The sequence below is a fragment of the Roseateles sp. NT4 genome, assembly GCF_051857475.1.
Lineage (GTDB): Bacteria > Pseudomonadota > Gammaproteobacteria > Burkholderiales > Burkholderiaceae_C > Pelomonas.
The window spans coordinates 36,591-54,370 of the sequence record NZ_JBPZGZ010000008.1 but is presented as its reverse complement, the minus strand read 5'-3'; the positions used below and the strand labels follow the sequence as shown (position 1 = coordinate 54,370).

Below are 17,780 nucleotides of genomic sequence, written 5' to 3'. Positions count from 1 at the left end.
GCCTGGAGCCCGCGATGTCCCGCAATGCCGATCCCCTCTTCTGGCAACGTGCCCGCCAGCACCTGATCCGCTACGGCGGCAGCTTCGAGCCGCTGATCATCGAGCGCGCCCAGGGCAGCTTCGTTTACGACGCCGACGGCCGCGCCATCCTCGACTTCACGTCCGGGCAGATGAGCTCGCTGCTGGGCCACGGTCACCCGGAGATCGCCGCCGTCGTGGCCGAGCACGCCCGCAACCTGGACCATCTCTTCAGCGGCATGCTGAGCCGCCCCGTGGTGGAGCTGGCCACCCGCCTGGCCGAGGTGGCCCCCGCGGGCCTGGAGCGCTCCATGCTGCTGAGCACCGGCGCCGAGGCCAACGAGGCCGCCATCAAGATGGCCAAGCTCTACACCGGCCGCTACGAGATCGTCAGCTTCGCCCAGTCCTGGCACGGCATGACGGGCGCGGCCGCGTCAGCCACCTACTGCGCCGGCCGCAAGGGCTACGGTCCCGCGGCGGTCGGCTCCTTTGCCATCCCCGCGCCCAACCCCTACCGGCCGCGCTTCGAGCGTGATGGCGCCTACGACTGGCAGGCCGAACTGGACTACGCCTTCGACCTCATCGACCGCCAGTCCAGCGGCAACCTCGCGGCCTTCATCGCTGAACCCATCCTCAGCTCGGGGGGCCTCATCGACCTGCCGCCGGGCTATCTGCGCGCCTTGAAGCAGAAGTGCGCAGAGCGGGAGATGCTGCTCATCCTCGACGAGGCGCAGACGGGCGTCGGCCGCACGGGCCTGATGTTCGCCTGCGACCGCGACGGCGTCTCGCCCGACATCCTGACCCTGTCCAAGACCCTGGGGGCCGGCCTGCCGCTGTCGGCCGTGCTGACCACCGCCGAGATCGAGTCGCGCTGCCATGAGCGCGGCTTCCTGTTCTACACCACCCATGTCTCCGACCCGCTGCCGGCTGCCGCTGGTCTGAAGGTGCTGGACATCGTGGCCCGTGACGGCCTGGTGGAGCGTGCGCGCGTCGCGGGCGCCAGGCTGGAGGCCGGCCTGCGCAGCCTGCAGCGCGAGTTCGACTGCATCGGCGACGTGCGCGGCCGCGGCCTGCTGCTGGGCGTGGAGATCGTCAGGAGCCAGGCGTGCAAGCAGGCGGCACCCGAGCTGGGGGCGGCCATCACGCGGGCCTGCATGGCTGAAGGCCTGAGCATGAATATCGTGCAGCTGCCGCTGATGGGCGGCGTGTTCCGCATCGCTCCGCCACTGACCGTCAGCGATGCAGAGATCGACCTTGGCCTGTCCCTGCTGAAGCGGGCGATCGAGGCGGTGGTCTAGCGCGGCGCCGGGGCTACATTCAAGCCCCTTGCTCCGCCCGCCGCCCATGACCATCGCCCTCCCGCGCTTCCTCGCCTCCGGTCTTGCCGTACTGGCCCTGTCGGCGAACGCCGCCACCCATGAAGCATCGATAGCCGTCGACTTTCCTGACGAGGTGGCTGGCCTGGCCTTTGCCGGCCGCACGGAGTTTCCGCGCAAGGAGCTGGGCGTCAACATCGGCTACCAGCGCAGCGGCCTGGCGCGCGGCTCGGTCTACATCTACAACGGCGGCGTCAAGACCATTCCGACCGGCGCCGAAGCGCCCGCCGTGCGCCAGCATTTCGCCGAGGTCATCCAGGAAGTCCAGCAGCTGCAGGCGGCCGGCAAGGCGCGCATCAGCCTGCATGGCAGCGCCGCACAGACGACGACCTACGCCGGCTGCGGCCCACAGTTCCTCTGGCGCGGCTATGACATGGAACTCGAGGACGGCACGGCGCTGACGTCCTACACCTATCTCACCGGGCTGAAGAACCAGTACGTCAAGCTGCGCGTCAGCCACCAGCGCGGCGACGACCAGGGCGCCAAGGCCGCGGAGCGTTTCGTGCAGGAGATCCGCAAGGTCGTCGGTGGCTGCAGATAGTCGAGCAGCAGGAGGAACCCATGGCCGGCCACCGCATCTTCAGCACCGCATTTGCCAAGGTGTATCCCCTCTACATCCGCAAGGCCGAGGCCAAGGGGCGCAGCAAGGAAGAGGTCGACCGCATCATCGAGTGGCTGACCGGCTATGACGCAACCGGGCTGCAGCGCCAGCTCGATCAGGCCGTGGATTTCGAGACCTTCTTCAACCAGGCGCCGGCGCTGAACCCCGACGCGGCCCTCATCAAGGGCGTGGTCTGCGGCATCCGCGTCGAAGACATCGAGGACCCGCTGATGCAGAAGCTGCGCTGGCTGGACAAGCTCATCGACGAGCTGGCCAAGGGCAAGGCCATGGAGAAGATCCTGCGACGCGCCTCATGACGCCTGCGCCCTAGCGTCCCGCGGCCTGCCGCTTCGCGTAGTCGTCCGCGAGCACGCCGAAGGCCTGTTTGCGCTGCCCGGTTTCCGAGATCAGGCCCTTGCGGTTCCAGCCCTGCTGGAAGTCGGGGTTCTGCCGCCGCGGCGAGCGGAAGTCCTTCAGGATCCACGGCGACAGGCCGCGCAGCGTCGGCAGCTTGTCGGCCATGGCCAGAGTCTGGCGGTAGTACTCGGCCTGGAAGTCCTCGGAGAACTTGCGCGGCGCAGGGCGTGTGTCGCTGAAGCCGGCCTTGGCGTCGGCACCGAACTCCGAGAACACCAGGGGCTTGTCAGCAGGCAGGTGCCAGACGCTGGCCGGCAGGTCGGCCAGCCGGTCCTGCGAGTACCAGCCGTTGTAGGTGTTGATGGCGACGATGTCGAGCATCTCGGCGAGCGGGTCGGCCAGCGTCATGGTGGGCACGCTGGCCTTGCGGTCGCGCTCGACGAGCAGGGCGGCGCTGACCAGGCGGGTGTCGTCCAGCGCCCGCACGTCGCTCACCAGCGTGCGCAGGAAGCTGTTGCGCGCGTCGCTCAGCGGCGTTTCGTTGGCGACGCTCCAGATGGCGATGGACGCGCGGTTGCGGTCGCGCAGGATGTTCTCGGCCAGCATGTTGCCTGCGGTGGCGAGGGTGTCCGGGTTGGGCCAGGCCACCATCCAGTAGACCGGCACCTCGCTCCAGACCAGCAGGCCCAGCTCGTCGGCGGTGCGCGTCATCACCTCGGAGTGCGGATAGTGGGCCAGGCGCACGAAGTTGCCGTGCAGCCCGTTCTTGATCTCGCCCAGCAGCGCGCGCGCCGCCTCGGGTGTGATGTCGCGGGTGGGGTTGGGGCCGATCTCCTCCTCATGCAGGGAGATGCCGCGCAGGAAGACGGGCTTGCCGTTGAGGAGGATGTCGGCGCCGCGGGTCTCGACGGTGCGAAAGCCGATGCGGTCGCGCCAGCGGTCCTCGCCGGCTTCGATGGCCACGTCGTAGAGCTTGGGTGTGTCGGGCGACCAGCGGCTCAGCGTGCGTGGCGCAGCGATGGTGGCGCGCCAGCGGCCTTGCGCGTCGGTGCTGCCGGCCAGATCCAGTCCCAGCTCGGGGATGCGCAGGCGCACGGCGCGCTGGGCCGCCTGCGGGCCGTTGAGCGTCGCATCCACGGCCAGCTGCCCGTCGCGCGTCAGGCGCACCCAGGCATCGTCGACATAGGTGTCGGGCGTGGAAATCAGCCGCACCGGCCGCGTGACACCGCCGTAGTTCTCCCAGTCGGTGACGGGCGGCGGCACGGTCGCAGGTGTGGCCTGCGAATCGACGCCCACGGTGACCTGGTTGTCGCCGTCGCGCAGCAGCTTCGTCACCTCGAAGGCGAAGGGCGTGAAGCCACCCTCGTGTCGCCCGACGGCCTGGCCGTTCACGTAGACGACGGTCTTGTAGTTGGCCGCGCCGAAGCGCAGGAACTGCCGGCCCGCGCGTGGCGCGGCCGACGCCTTGAAGGTGCGCTGGTACCAGATCAGGCCCTGGTAGTGGCGCAGCTCCGGCGCCTGGGTCAGCCAGGACGAAGGCAGCGTCGTGACCGGTGAATGGGCCAGATCGAACTCGTAGAGCACGCGGTTGTCGCTGGCCATGGCCTGGCGCACGTCGACGTCGCGCCAGCGCTGCTGCCCGGCATCGGGCGTCTCGCCATGGAAGCCCGCCATGCCGGAGCGGTAGGGGTCGATGGAATAGTGCCAGGGGCCGGAGAGATCCTGCCCAGGTCGCAGGTCGGCCGAGACCAGCAGCGGTGCGGGGGCTACCGCGTGCGCGACCCATGCCATGCAGAGGAGGGCGCTGGCGAGCAGGGCTTGAATCGTCTTCATTGGGGTTCCCAGCCGAAAGAGCTAAGCGATCTTCTTGTACCGCGGCACGAGGGTCTTCATGACCACCCAAGCCACCAGATAGGCCAGGGCGCACAAGGAGAACATGATCATGTAGCCCGTCGCCAGCCGGCCCTGGGCACCGTAGGCGTCGAAGATCCAGCCGCCGAGCTTGGACACGGTCACGCCGCCGAGGCCTCCGGCCATGCCGCCGATGCCGACGACCGAGGCGACGCTGGCCTTGGGGAACATGTCGGACACCGTGGTGAACAGATTCGCCGACCACGCCTGGTGGGCCGAGGCGCCGATGCCGATCAGCAGCACCGGGGCCCAGTAGCCCAGACCGCCGAGAGGCTGGGCCAGCAGCACGACCAGCGGGAAGAAGGCGATGACCAGCATGGCCCGCATGCGGCCGTCATAGGGCGTGTGGCCGCGCTTCATGAAGAAGGCCGGGAACCAGCCGCCGCCGATGCTGCCGATCATGGTCATGCTGTACAGCACGGCGAGAGGCAGCGCGATGTCCGTCGTGCTCATGCCGTATTGCGCGGCCAGGTATTTGGGCAGCCAGAACAGATAGAACCACCAGACGCCGTCGGTCATGAACTTGCCGAAGGCGAAGGCCCAGGTCTGGCGATATCCAAGGAGGTGGAACCACGGCAGCGGCACCTCTTCCTCGGCCACCGCTGCCGGCTCCGAATCGCTGGCGATATACGCCCGCTCCGGCGCGCCCAGCCGCCGCTGGCGGTCCGGCGTGTCGTAATAGACCTGCCACAGCAGCATCCACACCAGGCCGATGGCGGCGACGGCGATGAAGGCCGTCTGCCAGCCCCAGGTGACGGCAATCCACGGCACCGTCAGCGGCGCCAGGATGGCGCCGACGTTGGCGCCGGAATTGAAGATGCCGGTCGCAAACGAACGCTCGGTCTTCGGGAAGTACTCCGCCGTGGCCTTGATGGCGGCCGGGAAGTTGCCCGACTCGCCGATCGCCAGCACCGCGCGGGACAGCATGAAGCCCGCGATGGCCACCGGGATGCCGATGCCCAGGGCCTGCAGCGCCGTGCCGATGGGCACGGCGTAGGCATGCATCAGCGCGCCGAAGGACCAGACCCCGACGGCGGTGCCGAAGGCCCGTTTGGTGCCGATGGCATCGATGAAGCGGCCCACGAACAGCATCGCGATCGCATAGGTGAACTGGAAGACGGCCGTGATGTTGGCGTAGTCCGAGTTCGACCAGGCGAACTCCTTCGACAAGGCGGGCGCCAGCAGGCTCAGGACCTGGCGGTCCAGGTAGTTGACGGTGGTGGCGAAGAACAGCAGGCCGCAGATGACCCAGCGATAGTTGCCGATGCGTGGGCTGCTCATGGCTTCAGAAGGTCAGGTCCAGGCGCGCGCCGAAGTAGCGGGTCCAGTCGCGCGGCGGCGTCCAGGACGTCGTCGACACATTGAGCGTCGGCGTGCTCCAGGTCCCGTTGCGCGGCGAGTTGCTCAGGCCGGCGGCATAGCGCTTGTCCAGCAGGTTCCTGACGAAGAAGGAGAACTTGTAGGCCTCCTGTTTGTCCTTGATGCCGAAGCCGGCGTCAAGAATGCCGTAGGCGCTCTGGATGGTGCCCGGGTCCTGCGACAGGCTGAACTGCGTCGCGCTCTGCCAGCGGTAGTTGCCGGTGGCGAACAGGTCGAAGCTTTGGGCGGGCAGGGCGATGTCGTAGATGCCGCCCAGGTTGGCCTTGAGCTTGGGCGCATTGGGCAGGGTCTTGCCTGCAAGGTCCTGGAACACGCCGGTGCCATAGATCGGGTTGGGGCCGCAGACCGGCGCGGACACCTGACCCGTGCCGGTGGCGTTCAGCACGTTGTAGCAGGGGCCGTTGGGGAATTCCGCCACGATGGCCTTCATGTAGGCAAAGCTGCCGTTCAGCTGGAAACCCCGGCTGACGCGGAAGCTGCCGTCCACCTCGACGCCCTTGGTCTGCAGCTCACCGATGCTGTGCAGCTGGGTGCGGAAGACGCCGTCGTCATCGCGCACGCTGGCCGACTGCTGGAAGCCGAAGAAGTTGGTCTTGAACACGGCGATGCTGATCGCCGCGCGGTTGTCCAGCAGCATGGCCTTCAGGCCCAGCTCGAAGTTCTTGGCGCGCTCCGACGGGATGGGCTGGTTCAAGGCTGTGACGGCCGTGAAGCTGCTCGTCAGGTCATAGGCGACGCCCTTGTGGCCGGTCGAATAGGTGCCGTAGGCCATCACGTCCCGGTTGAAACGATGCTCGAGGCCCAGCCGGCCCGTGGTGCTGTTCTCCTTGTTGTCCTCCGACCAGTAGCCCACCACGGTCTTGGGCAGCGGTGGGTTGGCGTACTTGGTGAAGGTGTAGCCCGTGTCCTCGCGGTTCAGGCGCAGGCCGGCGATGACGCTGGTGCTGTCGACGATGTCGAACCGGCCTTGCGCAAAGACGGCGTAGGTGGTGTTGTAGGCCGAGGCCGCGTAGTCGGCCGAGAAGGGCGACACGGGCAGCTTGGTCAGCACGCGCCCCAGGTTGTTCTTGCCGTACCAGAAGCCAGCCACGTAGCGCAGCCGCTGCTTGTCCGGCGAGGTGATGCGGAACTCCTGGGTGACCGACTTGACGTCGAAGGTGCCGTATTGATACAGGCCGCCGGTGAAGGGGACGGCGGGCGACGCATAGCGCAGCACGTCGGCATCGGTGCCGTCGCCGTCCTGGTAGTCCTTCATGTGGTACTTGCTGTACGACGTGATGGAGCTGAGGATGTGGCCCGCGAGCCAGGATCCCGCCTCGGGCTGGTAGTCGACCTTGAAGCCGCTGCCGTAGTCATGGGCCTCGCCGCCGGCGGGATAGTCGTTGCGGACCGACACGTTGTCGGGACCGACCGTGATGCCATTGAACAGCTGGCTGGCGGGCAGGGCCGGCTGCGAGGGGATGAGGCCGGAGAAGCCGTACTGGCCGCCGGGCGTCATGGAGCTGTAGGGCTGGACGCAGCAGTTCAGCGTCTGGCGGTTGTAGTGCGGCGACAGGGCCACCGTCACCGACTCCGTCGGCGTCCACTCCAGCTTGCCCAGCACGGTCTTACCCTTGGTGCCGTTGAGGTGGCCGCCGTCGGTGAGGTTCTTGACCGTGCCGTCGTAGTCCGTGCTGCTGGCGGCAATGCGCATGCGGAACGTGTCGGTCAGCGCACCCGAGATCGAACCGCCGATGCGGTGCTCGCCATCGTTGGTGATCAGCGCGTTGGCCTTGGTGACGAACTTGTCCTGGATGGGCTTGGTGGCGATGTTGATCACCCCCGCAATCGAGCTCTTGCCGAACAGTGTGCTCTGCGGACCCTTCAGCACCTCGATGCGGCTGACGTCGGCGAGGTCCTTGAAGGCCCCGGCCTGCAGCGCGATCGGCACGTCGTCCAGGATGACCGACACGTCGGCCTCGACGCCCACGCCGAGGGAGTAGGTGCCGATGCCGCGCATGTTGATGCTGAAGTTGCCGGGCTGGGTGCCGTAGGAGATGGTGAGCGCCGGCGACAGGGCCGACACGTCTTCGAGGGTCTTGGCATTGCTGCGCTCCAGCGTCGCGCTGTCCAGCACGGTGATGGCGGCCGGCACCTCCATCAGGTTTTCCTTGCGCTTGTTGGACGTCACGACGACGGCCTCGAGCCGGGTCGTGTCGGCCTCGGCCTTGGCGCCATCGGCCGCGGGCTTTTGCTGGGCCTGCGCCAGGCAAGCCGGAGCGGCAATGGCCAGAGCGATGGCCGCCGCCAGCGGGCTCAGCGAGTGGTTCTGGAATCTTGTGTCTTTCATTTTTGTCTCCGTGTTGTCTCACTCTGGGTGAGTTCTGTTGTGATCTCGGAAATGCGCGCGGCTGGTCACCGCGCCGGGGCAACCGTGGACGTCACCAGTTCCACAAGGTGCCGTCCTCCAGCCGCGTCACCGGCAGGCAAGCCGGCTGGTAGGGATGCTTGGCGGCCAGGGCCTCGTCGATGTCGACGCCGTGGCCCGGGGCTTCGCCGCAATACAGCAGGCCGCGCTCGAAGCGGTAGTCATGCGGGAAGACCTCGTCCGTCGCGTCGCTGTGCCGCATGTACTCCTGGATGCCGAAGTTCGGCACCCAGGTGTCGAAGTGCAGGGCGCAGCCCATGGTCACGGGCGACAGGTCCGTCGCGCCATGGCTGCCGGTGCGGACCTGGTAGAGAGCCGCCAGGTCGGCGATGCGCCGCAGATGGGTGATGCCGCCGGCGCCGAGCACGCTGCAGCGGACGAAGTCGATCCACTGGTTCTGGATCAGGTCCTTGACGTCCCAGATGGTGTTGAAGACCTCGCCCACGGCCAGCGGCGTCGTCGTGTGGTGACGGATCAGCCGGAAGGCTTCCTGGTTCTCGGCCGGCGTGCAGTCCTCGATCCAGAACAGCTGGAAGGGCTCCAGCGCCCGGCCCAACGTGGCGGCCTCGCGCGGCGTGTAGCGGTGATGGCAGTCGTGCAGCAGCTGATGCTCGAAGCCGTAGGTGGCGCGCAGCTTGTCGAACAGCTGGGGCACATGGCGCAGGGCCTTGGCCGTGTCCCATCCCGTCACGGTGGGCAGGGCGGCATCGGCGGGCTCATAGGACAGGCTGCCGCGGCCGACACCATACGCGTCCTTGATGCCCGGCACGCCGGTCTGGGCGCGGATGGCCTGGTAGCCCAGCTCGATGTACTGCCCGACGGCGTCGACGGTCTCGGCGATGTCCCGGCCATTGGCGTGGCCGTAGACCATCACGCCGTCGCGGCTGCGCCCGCCCAGCAATTGGTAAAGGGGCATGCCGGCCAGCTTGGCCTTGATGTCCCACAGCGCCATGTCGACGGCGGCGATGGCCCGCATCGTCACGGGGCCCCGCCGCCAGTAGGCGCCGCGGTAGAGGTATTGCCAGATGTCCTCGATGCGCCGCGGGTCCATGCCGACCAGGCAGGGAATGACGTGGTTTTCCAGGTAGGCGACCACCGCGAGCTCGCGGCCGTTCAGCGTGGCGTCGCCGATGCCGTAGACGCCCTGGTCCGTCACCAGCTTCAACGTCACGAAGTTCCGTCCCGGGCTGCAGACGATGACCTTGGCGGACAGGATTTTCATGAGGCGGTTTCTGGTTCAATCGGTGGTGCGGTAAGGAGATGTTGACGGAACTGGTATGACCTGTCAACATAATTGGAAATACCAATAGGACTGACCTGATGAGCAGCAAGGTAGAAAATTCGTCGAATCGCCTCTACCAGGACCTGGCCCGCAAGCTGATGGCGGAGATCGCCTCGGGGCGATATGCCGTGGGCAGCCGATTGCCCGCAGAGCGAGAGCTGGCACTGCAGATGGAGGTCAGCCGGCCCACCGTTCGCGAGGCCATCATTGCCCTCGAAGCCCAGGGCTGGTTAGAAACGCGGGTCGGTTCTGGGACCTATGTGGTCAGACCAGGTGGTAATCAAGCGACGGCCCAATTCGACGTCTCGGCCATCGAGCTGACCGAAGCCCGCCTGCTGTTCGAAGGCGAGGCCGCGGCGCTGGCCGCCACGCAGGTGACCGAAGCCGACCTGGAAGAGATCACTTCACTGGTCGACCAGATCGCCGCCGAGAACCTGGCGCCGAACGGCAGCGAGCAGGCCGACCGGGCCTTCCACCTGGCCATCGCGCGCGCCACCCGCAACAGCGCCGTCTACAACACCATCGAGCAGCTCTGGGACCTGCGCGCCAATTCGCCGGAGGCCGCCCTGCTGCACGAGAAGGCCCGCACCGCCAACATCAAGCCGGTGGTGGACGAGCACACGGCCATCCTGGCGGCCCTGCGCACGCGTGACCCGGCTGCCGCTCGCAGCGCCATGCGCGCCCACCTGTCCCAGGTGCTGGAGAGCCTGCTCTTCGCCACCGAGGAGAGGCAGATCGAGGCGGCCCGGGCCAGCATCCAGGCCAAGCGCGACCGCTACGCCCGTGCCACCGCCTGAGCCGCACCCCCGCATGCAGCAAGCGCTTCTCCTGCATCCCGACCGGCTGCTCCCCATCGCCCCGGCGGCCCGCGCCGTGGCGCGCGCGCTGTACGCCAGCGTGCACAAGCTGCCCATCGTCAGTCCGCATGGGCATACCGATCCCGCTTGGTTCGCCGGCAACGAAAGCTTCGGCAACGCGGCCGACCTGCTGCTGGTGCCGGACCACTACCTGTTCCGCATGCTCTATTCCCAGGGCGTGCCGCTGCAGCAGCTGGGCATCGGTGCGCCCGCTGATGCGCGCGAGGTCTGGCGCGTCTTCGCCGAGCGCTATCAGCTCTTCCGCGGCACGCCTTCGCGCATCTGGCTCGACCATGTCTTCGCCACCGTCTTCAGCTTGGACGTGCGCCTGGACGGCGGCACCGCCGACTTCTATTTCGACAGCATCGGTGAGCAGCTGCGCCACGAAAGCTTCCGTCCGCGGGCCCTCTTCGACCGCTTCGACATCGAGGTCATCGCCACCACCGAGAGCCCGCTGGATTCCCTCGCGCATCACCAGGCCATCCGGCAAAGCGGGTGGTCGGGCCGGGTCATCACCGCCTACCGCCCCGACCCCGTCGTCGACCCCGAGTTCGAAGGCTTCGTCGCCAACCTGCGCACGTTCTCCGACCTCACCGGCGAAGACTGTTTCAGCTGGCGCGGCTATCTGGACGCCCATCGCCAGCGCCGCGCCTTCTTCAAGTCCATGGGCGCGACCAGCAGCGACCACGGCCACCCCAGCGCGCTGACGGCCGATCTGCCGCTCGCTGAATCCGAGGCCCTGTTCCGCCGCGTTTCGGCGGGCGCCGCCAGCCAGGCCGACGCCGAGCTGTTCCGCGCCCAGATGCTGACCGAGATGGCGGCCATGAGCCTCGACGACGGCCTGGTCATGCAACTGCATCCGGGCAGCTTCCGCAACCACAACCCGTCGCTGTTCGCGCAGTTCGGCCGCGACAAGGGAGCCGACATTCCGATGCGCGTCGAGTTCGTCCATGCCCTCAAGCCCCTGCTGGACCGCTTCGGCAACGATCCGCGCCTGACGCTGATCCTGTTCACGCTGGACGAGTCGACCTATTCGCGTGAACTGGCACCGCTGGCCGGCCACTACCCCTGCCTGAAGCTGGGCCCGGCCTGGTGGTTCCACGACAGCCCCGAAGGCATGCGCCGCTACCGGCGCCTGTGCACCGAGACGGCGGGCTTCTACAACACGGTGGGCTTCAACGACGACACGCGCGCCTTCCTGTCCATCCCGGCCCGCCACGACATGGCGCGTCGCATCGACTGCGGCTTCCTGGCCGAGCTGGTTGTCGAGCATCGATTGGAAGACTGGGAAGCCGCCGAACTGGCGCAAGACCTGGCCTATGGCCTGGCCAAGCGGGCGTATCGGCTATGAGGCTCTCGAACGCCACCTGGCAGCAGTTGCCGACTCGGGTTGCGCGACCGGGATACGCGCGGGACGAGCAGCAGGTCGGCATCGTCCACCTCGGCATCGGTGCCTTCCATCGCGCCCACCAGGCCTGGTACACCGATCGCTGCATGGATGCGGGCGACCGCCATTGGGCGATTGCCGGCGTGTCCATGCGCTCGGGCAAGGTGGCTGCGCAGCTGAATCCGCAGGACGGGCTCTACACCGTCACCGAAAGAAGCGCCGATGCCGAGCACTGCCGCCTGCTGGGCTCGCTGCGCGAGGTGCTGGTGGCGCCGCTGCAGAGGGACGCGGTCACCGCGCGCCTCGCGGCCCCGGGTACCCATGTGGTCAGCCTGACCATCACCGAGCGCGGCTATTGCCGCAAGCCGGACGGCTCGCTCGACTCTGAGCAGGCGTCCTCCAACAGCGCCTTTGCCGTGTTGGCCGCGGGCCTGCGCGCGCGCTGCGATGCCGGCTTGGCCGGCCTGACGCTGCTGTCCTGCGACAACCTCGCGCACAACGGGCGGCAGCTCGCGCGCCTGATGGCGGAATACCTCGAGCGCCACGACCCCTTGCTGCTGCCCTGGTTCCAGGCCGACTGCGCCTGCCCGTCCACGATGGTCGACCGCGTCGTGCCGGCCCCGACCGATGACGACCGCTTCGCCGTCGCCTCGCGCCTGGGCTTGAGCGACGAGGGCGCGGTCCTCACCGAGCCCTTCTGCCAATGGGCCATCGAGGACCGCTTTGCCGGGCCGCGCCCCCGCTGGGAGCGGGTGGGTGCCCTGCTGGTGCCGGACATCGCCGCGCATGAGGACGCCAAGCTGCGCCTGCTCAACGCGGCCCACTCGGCCCTGGCCTATCTGGGCCTGGCCCACGGCCACAGCTATGTTCACGAGGCCGTGGCCAACGCGGAGATCCGGCGCGTGGTCGAAGGCCTGCTGGCCGAAGCCGCCACCACCCTGGCCTCCGCCGCTGTGCAGGCGGCCCGGACCTACCGGCGCGCGTTGCTGGACCGCTTTGCCAACCCGTCGCTGCGGCACCGGCTCAGCCAGATCGCCATCGACGGCAGCCAGAAGCTGCCCCAGCGCTGGCTGCAGACCCTGGCCTTGCGGCAGGGCGCCGGCCAGGCCAGCCCGGCAATCTGCGCCGCCATCGCGGGCTGGCTCCACCATCTGCTGGGTGCCAATGGCCCCGTCGACGACCCGCGGGCCGACGAACTGGCCCGCGCCTGCCGCGCCGCGGGACGCAGCGAGATGTTCATCGCGCTGTTCGGCGTGAACGGCCCGATGGCCTCCGCCTGGCATCCCGGCGATGCCGACAAAACCGTGGTGATGCGGGCCTTCGATGGCCTGCAAGCCCTTCTTGCCCACCGAAGCTGCCACGCCTGACAGCCCGATCCGAGGACCCTTCGCATGAATCTGTCGCCCCTGGCCGCGCTGCTGGCCGCCCTGTCCCTCGCGGCCGCACCGGCCCATGCGCAGACGCCTGCACCGCGCGACGTGCTGGGCCTGATGGAGAAGGTGGCTGACTGGCAGATCCTGCATCCGTCGTCCTACCCCAACGATGACTGGACGGAAGGCGTCGGCGACGCCGGCTTCATGGCCCTGGTGGGCGTGTCCGGCAAGCCCGACTACCGCGACGCCATGCTGCGCGTGGGCAGCAAGAACCGCTGGAAGCTCGGCCCCCAGACCTGGCACGCCGATGACCAGGTCGTCGGCCAGACCTATGCCGAGCTCTACCAGCTGCAGCGCGAGCCCAGGATGATCGCGGCGATGCGAGCGCAGTTCGACGCCATCATCGAAGACCCGAAAGACGACACCCTGGACTTCAACGCCCCCGGCGTGTTCACGCGCTGGACCTGGTGCGATGCCCTCTTCATGGCGCCGCCGGCCTGGGCGCGCCTGGCCCATCTGACGGGCGACGCCCGCTACCTGGAGTTCGCCATCGCGCGCTGGTGGAAGACCTCCGACTACCTCTACGACAAGGCGGAGCACCTCTACTACCGCGACAGCCGCTACTTCGACAAGCGCGAGGCCAACGGCAAGAAGGTGTTCTGGGGCCGCGGCAATGGCTGGGTGATGGGCGGTCTGGTGCGCATGCTGCAGTACATCCCGGACAACCATCCGGCGCGCGCCCGCTTCGTCGAGCAGTACCGCGAGATGTCAGAGCGCCTGCTGGCGCTGCAGCAGGCCGACGGTTTGTGGCGGGCCAGCCTGCTCGACCCGGTCAGCTATCAGAGCCGGGAAAGCAGCGGCACGGGCCTGTACACCTATGCGCTGGCCTGGGGCGTCAACCAGGGCCTGCTGCCGAAAGACCGCTACGGCCCGGCCGTGCAGCGCGCCTGGGCGGCGCTGTCGGCCAATGTCGAGGCCGACGGCAAGCTGGTCCATGTGCAGCCCATCGGCGCCGACCCGCGCCACTTCGACCCGTCGTCCACCAACATCTTCGCCGTCGGCGCCTTCCTGATGGCGGGCAGCGAGGTCTATCGCATGGGGCTGGAGGAGGGCGGCGCGCCGCGCGTGGCGACGGTGCGCAACGACGGCGCCCTGCACCGCGCCGAGGAGTCGCTGATGCTGCCCGGTGCGACGGCCGACGTGGCCGTGATGGACGCATTGACCTCACGCATCTTGCCGACGCAGGCGACCGACAAAGGCCTGCTCATCCAGGCTGACTTCGCACCCGGCGAGACACGGCGCTTCCTGCTCTTCCCGCGCAGCCGCCTGCCCGCCTTGCCGCCCGTCACGTCGCGCGCCCACGCCCGCTTCGTGCCCGAGCGCCTGGACGACTTCGCCTGGGAGAACGACCGCATCGCCCACCGTGTCTACGGTCCGGCCATCATGACCGACCCCAAGGAGATGCTGGTGTCCTCGGGCGTCGACCTGTGGGTCAAGTCGGCCCACCGCCTGGTGCAGGATGCCTGGTACCGGCGCGGCGACTATCACGTCGACAACGGCGAAGGCCTCGACAACTACGGCGTGGGCCGCACGCGCGGCTGCGGCGGCCTGGGCGTCTTCGACGGCAAGCAGCTCTATGTGTCTAAGAACTTCTCGAGCTGGAAGGTGCTGGCTGACGGCCCCCTGCGCACCGAGTTCGAACTGCGCTTCGACGCCTGGGACGCCGCAGGCCGCAAGGTGGCCGAGACGCGTCGCGTCACGCTGGACGCCGGCAGCAACTTCAGCCGCGTCGAAAGCCGCTTCAGCAATGACCGCCCCCTGACCATTGGCGTCGGCATCGTCCAGCGCGAGGGCCAGGGCAGCTACCACGACAAGGCCGGCGGCTGGATGAGCTACTGGGAGCCGGTCACGGGCAAGAACGGCAGCAATGCCTGCGCCGTCATCCTGCCCGGCGCCAGCGGCTTCACCGAGAACGCCGGCCACTACCTGGCCCTCGCACCGGCCAAGCCCGGCCAGGCTTTCGTCTACTACCTGGGCGGCGGCTGGAGCAAGAGCGGCGATTTCGCCAACGCCGCGGCCTGGGACGCCCATGTCGCCCACAGCGCCGAGCGCCTGGCGCATCCGCTGACGGTGACCGTGTCGAACTGATCGTGGCGCGCATGCTCTTCAGGCCCTGGCTGGCCGTCGTTGCCCTGCTCGTCGCTGCATCGGCGTCTGCCGCAGACAGCCTGAGTGCCGTGGTGCGAGACGAGCTGACACCGCAACTGGCCTACCTCGTCCAGCGCCTGGATGCCGAGGGCGAGGCCTTCACGCTGGACGGCGTGGCGGTGCTGAAGTCGGGCGACAAATTCCTGCCCGGCAAGGTCGCGCTGGGCATCGCCGACCTGATCGAGGCCAGCCCGCCCGAGCAGCGCGCCGCGCATCTGCGCAGCTTTCGCCGCGTGGCCGAGCTGACCCGCGCCATGCCCAACGACACCTGGGGCATCTATTACTACATGCTGGCGCTGGACAAGCTGCGCCGGCTGCAGCTGCTGGAGCCCACGCTGGGCCCCGAGCTGCTGGTCCATCTGCGTCAGCAACTCGACTGGCGCAAATTCGTGCGCGCCGACGACTTCACGCTGATCCGGCTGCCCACCAACTACTACGGCGTGGCCTTTGGCGTCGCGCGGCTGAGAACCCTGCTGGGTTGGGAGTCCGATGCCGCCGGCCAGAAGCTGCTCGCCAAGATGCTGGAGCACTACCGCCGCTACTCGGGCGAGTACGGCTTCTCCGACGAGACCGAGGGCGAGGGGCGCTTCGACCGTTACAGCATCCTGCTCATCGCCGAGATCTGCGAGCGCTTCCTGGAGACGGACGTTCCTGTGACGGACGAGCTGCGCGCCACGTTGCGCAAGGCCGTCGATGTCGCGCTGATGATGACCAACACGCGCGGCGACGGCTTCAGCTATGGACGCAGCCTCGGTCCCTATGGCGACACGGCCGTGCTGGAGATCCTGTCGGTGGCGGCTGAGCTGGGCGTGCTGAAGGGCGAGGAGAAGGACATCGCCTACGCCTACTCCCACCGCATCGTGCGCAAATACGTCGACTTCTGGTTCGACGGCCGCATGCATTCCGTCGACCTATGGAACCAGGGCCGGCGCACCGACGCCTACCGCGCCAAGCACCGCATCCTGGGCGAGAATTTTTCACTGCTGCACCAGATCATCTCGGCCAGCGAGCGTTGGAACGCCGCAGGCTATCGCGACAAGAAGCCGCGCGAGGATCTGCAGGCCTGGGCCGACGGCCATCTGCCGCCGTTCAAGTTCGTCTGGTTTGCCAAGGGCGAATACGACCGCGCCCTGGCCCTGGTGCGCGATCGCGACATCGTGTTCAGCCTGCCGCTGATCAATGGCGGCGTTGGACAACATGCCAACAGTCCCTACTACCCGCTGCCCTTCGCGCACCAGCTCGTCGCCGGCGTGGCCGACAGCACGGCGGCCCAGGCCCAGTTGATTCCGAAGTTCGTGCTCGACGACGGCAGTGAGCTGCTGGCCACGGCCTTCATCAAGGACGTCTCGCACAGCGCCGATGGCCCCCGCCACGCCGTCCGCTACCGCCAGACCGAGCTGGACCGCGTCGGCCAGCCGGCTCCGGTCAAGGATGGGCGCCTGCAGGTCGAGACCGAGTACCGCTTCGAGCCGGGCCAGGTGCAGCGCATCGACCGCTACACGGCTGTGCAGCCGCTGAAGGTGAGTCGGCTCAGCCTGGACTTCGCCTCCTTCTCGCAGCAGCCACGCATGGACGCCGGCACCGTGCGCTTCGGCCAGGGTCGTGTGACCTCCTTCGAGGTCCAGGGCATCGCCAACTGCATGGCCCGTGCTGGTGATGCGGCGGACCGCTCGCCCGACGGCCCCATGCCCACGCACATCGCTTGCGAGACGAAGGACTTCGAGCTGCGTGACCCCCTCGTGATCACGTGGACCTTGCGCTACCGCTAGCCCCCGACACCATGGAAATCCGCCAACCCATCCACAGCGATCATGCCCGCACGCTGGACACGACCGGTCTGCGCCGCCAGTTCCTCGTCGAGACCTTGTTCGCGCCCGACCAGGCCACGCTGACCTACAGCCAGATCGACCGCATCATCGTCGGCGGCATCCATCCGGTGACGAAGCCCGTGACGTTCTCATCGGAACTCGGCCGCTACACCGGCACCGACTTCTTCCTGCAGCGCCGCGAGCTGGGCCTGATCAACATCGGCGGCCCGGCCCGCGTGACGGTCGACGGGCAGGTGTTTGAAGTCGGCATGAGCGAGGCCCTCTATGTGGGGCAGGGCGCCCAGGCCCTGGCCTTCGAGTCCTTGGACGTGGCCCATCCGGCCAAGCTCTACTTCAACTGCGCGCCGGCTCACACTGCCTATCCGACGCGCAAGATCACCCAGGCCCAGGCCAGCCCCGAGACCCTCGGCAGCGCCGAGACCAGCAACCGCCGCACCATCTACAAATACCTGGTGCCCGATGTGCTGCCGACCTGCCAGCTGGTCATGGGCCTGACGCGGCTCGAGCCCGGCTCGCTTTGGAACACCATGCCCTGCCACACCCACGACCGGCGCATGGAGGTCTATTTCTACTTCGACATGAAGGCCGACGCGGTGGTCTTCCACATGCTCGGTGAGCCCGCCGAGACGCGCCATCTGGTCGTGCGCAACGAGCAGGCCGTCATCAGCCCCAGCTGGTCCATCCACAGCGGTGTCGGCACCCAGGCCTACACCTTCATCTGGGGCATGGTGGGCGAGAACCAGGTCTTCAAGGACATGGACCACGTGGCCATGACCACCCTTTGCTAATGCTCT

General features: G+C 68.0%; 13 protein-coding genes. 9 read left to right on the top strand and 4 right to left on the bottom strand.

Annotated features, from left to right (window positions below; translation table 11 throughout):
* The first annotated feature begins 14 nt into the window (after window positions 1-14).
* From ACS5PN_RS30280 to ACS5PN_RS30270, 3 genes are read left to right on the top strand one after another with little or no spacing between them, the layout of a single operon-like run.
* On the top strand, window positions 15-1,316 hold the full coding sequence (locus tag ACS5PN_RS30280) for an aspartate aminotransferase family protein (RefSeq protein ID WP_439467744.1): 1,302 nt from the start codon (window positions 15-17) through the stop codon (window positions 1,314-1,316).
* Window positions 1,317-1,362: 46 nt separating this feature from the next.
* Entirely contained in the window at window positions 1,363-1,935 is a 573-nt protein-coding gene (locus tag ACS5PN_RS30275; RefSeq protein WP_439467743.1) for a hypothetical protein, read from the top strand.
* Between the two features lie 20 nt (window positions 1,936-1,955).
* The gene (locus ACS5PN_RS30270; RefSeq protein WP_439467742.1) at window positions 1,956-2,312 is read left to right on the top strand and encodes a DUF2200 domain-containing protein; all 357 of its coding nucleotides are present in this window, start codon (window positions 1,956-1,958) and stop codon (window positions 2,310-2,312) included.
* Window positions 2,313-2,322: 10 nt separating this feature from the next.
* Here the strand turns inward: ACS5PN_RS30270 and ACS5PN_RS30265 are convergent, their stop codons facing one another.
* The 4 genes from ACS5PN_RS30265 to manD all read right to left on the bottom strand — a co-directional run bounded on the left by ACS5PN_RS30265 (window position 2,323) and on the right by manD (window position 9,272).
* A complete protein-coding gene (locus ACS5PN_RS30265; RefSeq protein WP_439467741.1) occupies window positions 2,323-4,185 on the bottom strand; it encodes a glycoside hydrolase family 2 protein in 1,863 nt (620 codons plus the stop codon).
* 21 nt (window positions 4,186-4,206) lie between these two features.
* Window positions 4,207-5,544: an MFS transporter gene (locus ACS5PN_RS30260; protein ID WP_439467740.1), complete on the bottom strand. Its 1,338-nt coding sequence runs from the start codon at window positions 5,542-5,544 to the stop codon at window positions 4,207-4,209.
* A gap of 4 nt (window positions 5,545-5,548) precedes the next feature.
* On the bottom strand, window positions 5,549-7,972 hold the full coding sequence (locus tag ACS5PN_RS30255) for a TonB-dependent receptor (RefSeq protein WP_439467739.1): 2,424 nt from the start codon (window positions 7,970-7,972) through the stop codon (window positions 5,549-5,551).
* 91 nt (window positions 7,973-8,063) lie between these two features.
* Window positions 8,064-9,272 (bottom strand): D-mannonate dehydratase ManD, encoded by a 1,209-nt coding sequence (gene manD, locus ACS5PN_RS30250; protein ID WP_439467738.1) that lies wholly within the window; start codon window positions 9,270-9,272, stop codon window positions 8,064-8,066.
* Window positions 9,273-9,370: 98 nt separating this feature from the next.
* On the opposite strand from manD, the gene ACS5PN_RS30245 reads away from it, so the two are divergent.
* Genes ACS5PN_RS30245 through kduI form a run of 6 tightly spaced genes read left to right on the top strand, consistent with a single transcriptional unit; the run spans window position 9,371 to window position 17,774 of the window.
* Window positions 9,371-10,129, top strand: coding sequence for a FadR/GntR family transcriptional regulator (locus tag ACS5PN_RS30245; RefSeq protein ID WP_439467737.1), 759 nt, complete (start codon window positions 9,371-9,373; stop codon window positions 10,127-10,129).
* Between the two features lie 13 nt (window positions 10,130-10,142).
* Window positions 10,143-11,540 (top strand): glucuronate isomerase, encoded by a 1,398-nt coding sequence (gene uxaC, locus ACS5PN_RS30240; protein ID WP_439467736.1) that lies wholly within the window; start codon window positions 10,143-10,145, stop codon window positions 11,538-11,540.
* The gene (locus ACS5PN_RS30235) at window positions 11,537-12,943 is read left to right on the top strand and encodes a mannitol dehydrogenase family protein (RefSeq protein WP_439467735.1); all 1,407 of its coding nucleotides are present in this window, start codon (window positions 11,537-11,539) and stop codon (window positions 12,941-12,943) included. The genes uxaC and ACS5PN_RS30235 overlap by 4 nt, the downstream gene beginning before the upstream one ends.
* Before the next feature lie 24 nt (window positions 12,944-12,967).
* On the top strand, window positions 12,968-15,097 hold the full coding sequence (locus ACS5PN_RS30230; RefSeq protein WP_439467734.1) for a glycoside hydrolase family 88 protein: 2,130 nt from the start codon (window positions 12,968-12,970) through the stop codon (window positions 15,095-15,097).
* A gap of 11 nt (window positions 15,098-15,108) precedes the next feature.
* Window positions 15,109-16,926, top strand: coding sequence for a hypothetical protein (locus ACS5PN_RS30225; RefSeq protein WP_439467861.1), 1,818 nt, complete (start codon window positions 15,109-15,111; stop codon window positions 16,924-16,926).
* Window positions 16,927-16,937: 11 nt separating this feature from the next.
* Window positions 16,938-17,774, top strand: coding sequence for a 5-dehydro-4-deoxy-D-glucuronate isomerase (kduI, locus tag ACS5PN_RS30220; RefSeq protein ID WP_439467733.1), 837 nt, complete (start codon window positions 16,938-16,940; stop codon window positions 17,772-17,774).
* Window positions 17,775-17,780: the final 6 nt, after the last annotated feature.

Bases quoted from the DNA above. Each gene is read 5' to 3' on its own strand.
- ACS5PN_RS30270 (WP_439467742.1), top strand. From the start codon at position 1,956: ATGGCCGGCCACCGCATCTTCAGCACCGCATTTGCCAAGGTGTATCCC.
- manD (WP_439467738.1), bottom strand. From the start codon at position 9,272: ATGAAAATCCTGTCCGCCAAGGTCATCGTCTGCAGCCCGGGACGGAAC.
- ACS5PN_RS30280 (WP_439467744.1), top strand. From the start codon at position 15: ATGTCCCGCAATGCCGATCCCCTCTTCTGGCAACGTGCCCGCCAGCAC.
- ACS5PN_RS30255 (WP_439467739.1), bottom strand. From the start codon at position 7,972: ATGAAAGACACAAGATTCCAGAACCACTCGCTGAGCCCGCTGGCGGCG.
- ACS5PN_RS30230 (WP_439467734.1), top strand. From the start codon at position 12,968: ATGAATCTGTCGCCCCTGGCCGCGCTGCTGGCCGCCCTGTCCCTCGCG.
- ACS5PN_RS30260 (WP_439467740.1), bottom strand. From the start codon at position 5,544: ATGAGCAGCCCACGCATCGGCAACTATCGCTGGGTCATCTGCGGCCTG.
- ACS5PN_RS30275 (WP_439467743.1), top strand. From the start codon at position 1,363: ATGACCATCGCCCTCCCGCGCTTCCTCGCCTCCGGTCTTGCCGTACTG.
- ACS5PN_RS30265 (WP_439467741.1), bottom strand. From the start codon at position 4,185: ATGAAGACGATTCAAGCCCTGCTCGCCAGCGCCCTCCTCTGCATGGCA.
- ACS5PN_RS30225 (WP_439467861.1), top strand. From the start codon at position 15,109: ATGCTCTTCAGGCCCTGGCTGGCCGTCGTTGCCCTGCTCGTCGCTGCA.
- kduI (WP_439467733.1), top strand. From the start codon at position 16,938: ATGGAAATCCGCCAACCCATCCACAGCGATCATGCCCGCACGCTGGAC.
- ACS5PN_RS30235 (WP_439467735.1), top strand. From the start codon at position 11,537: ATGAGGCTCTCGAACGCCACCTGGCAGCAGTTGCCGACTCGGGTTGCG.
- ACS5PN_RS30245 (WP_439467737.1), top strand. From the start codon at position 9,371: ATGAGCAGCAAGGTAGAAAATTCGTCGAATCGCCTCTACCAGGACCTG.
- uxaC (WP_439467736.1), top strand. From the start codon at position 10,143: ATGCAGCAAGCGCTTCTCCTGCATCCCGACCGGCTGCTCCCCATCGCC.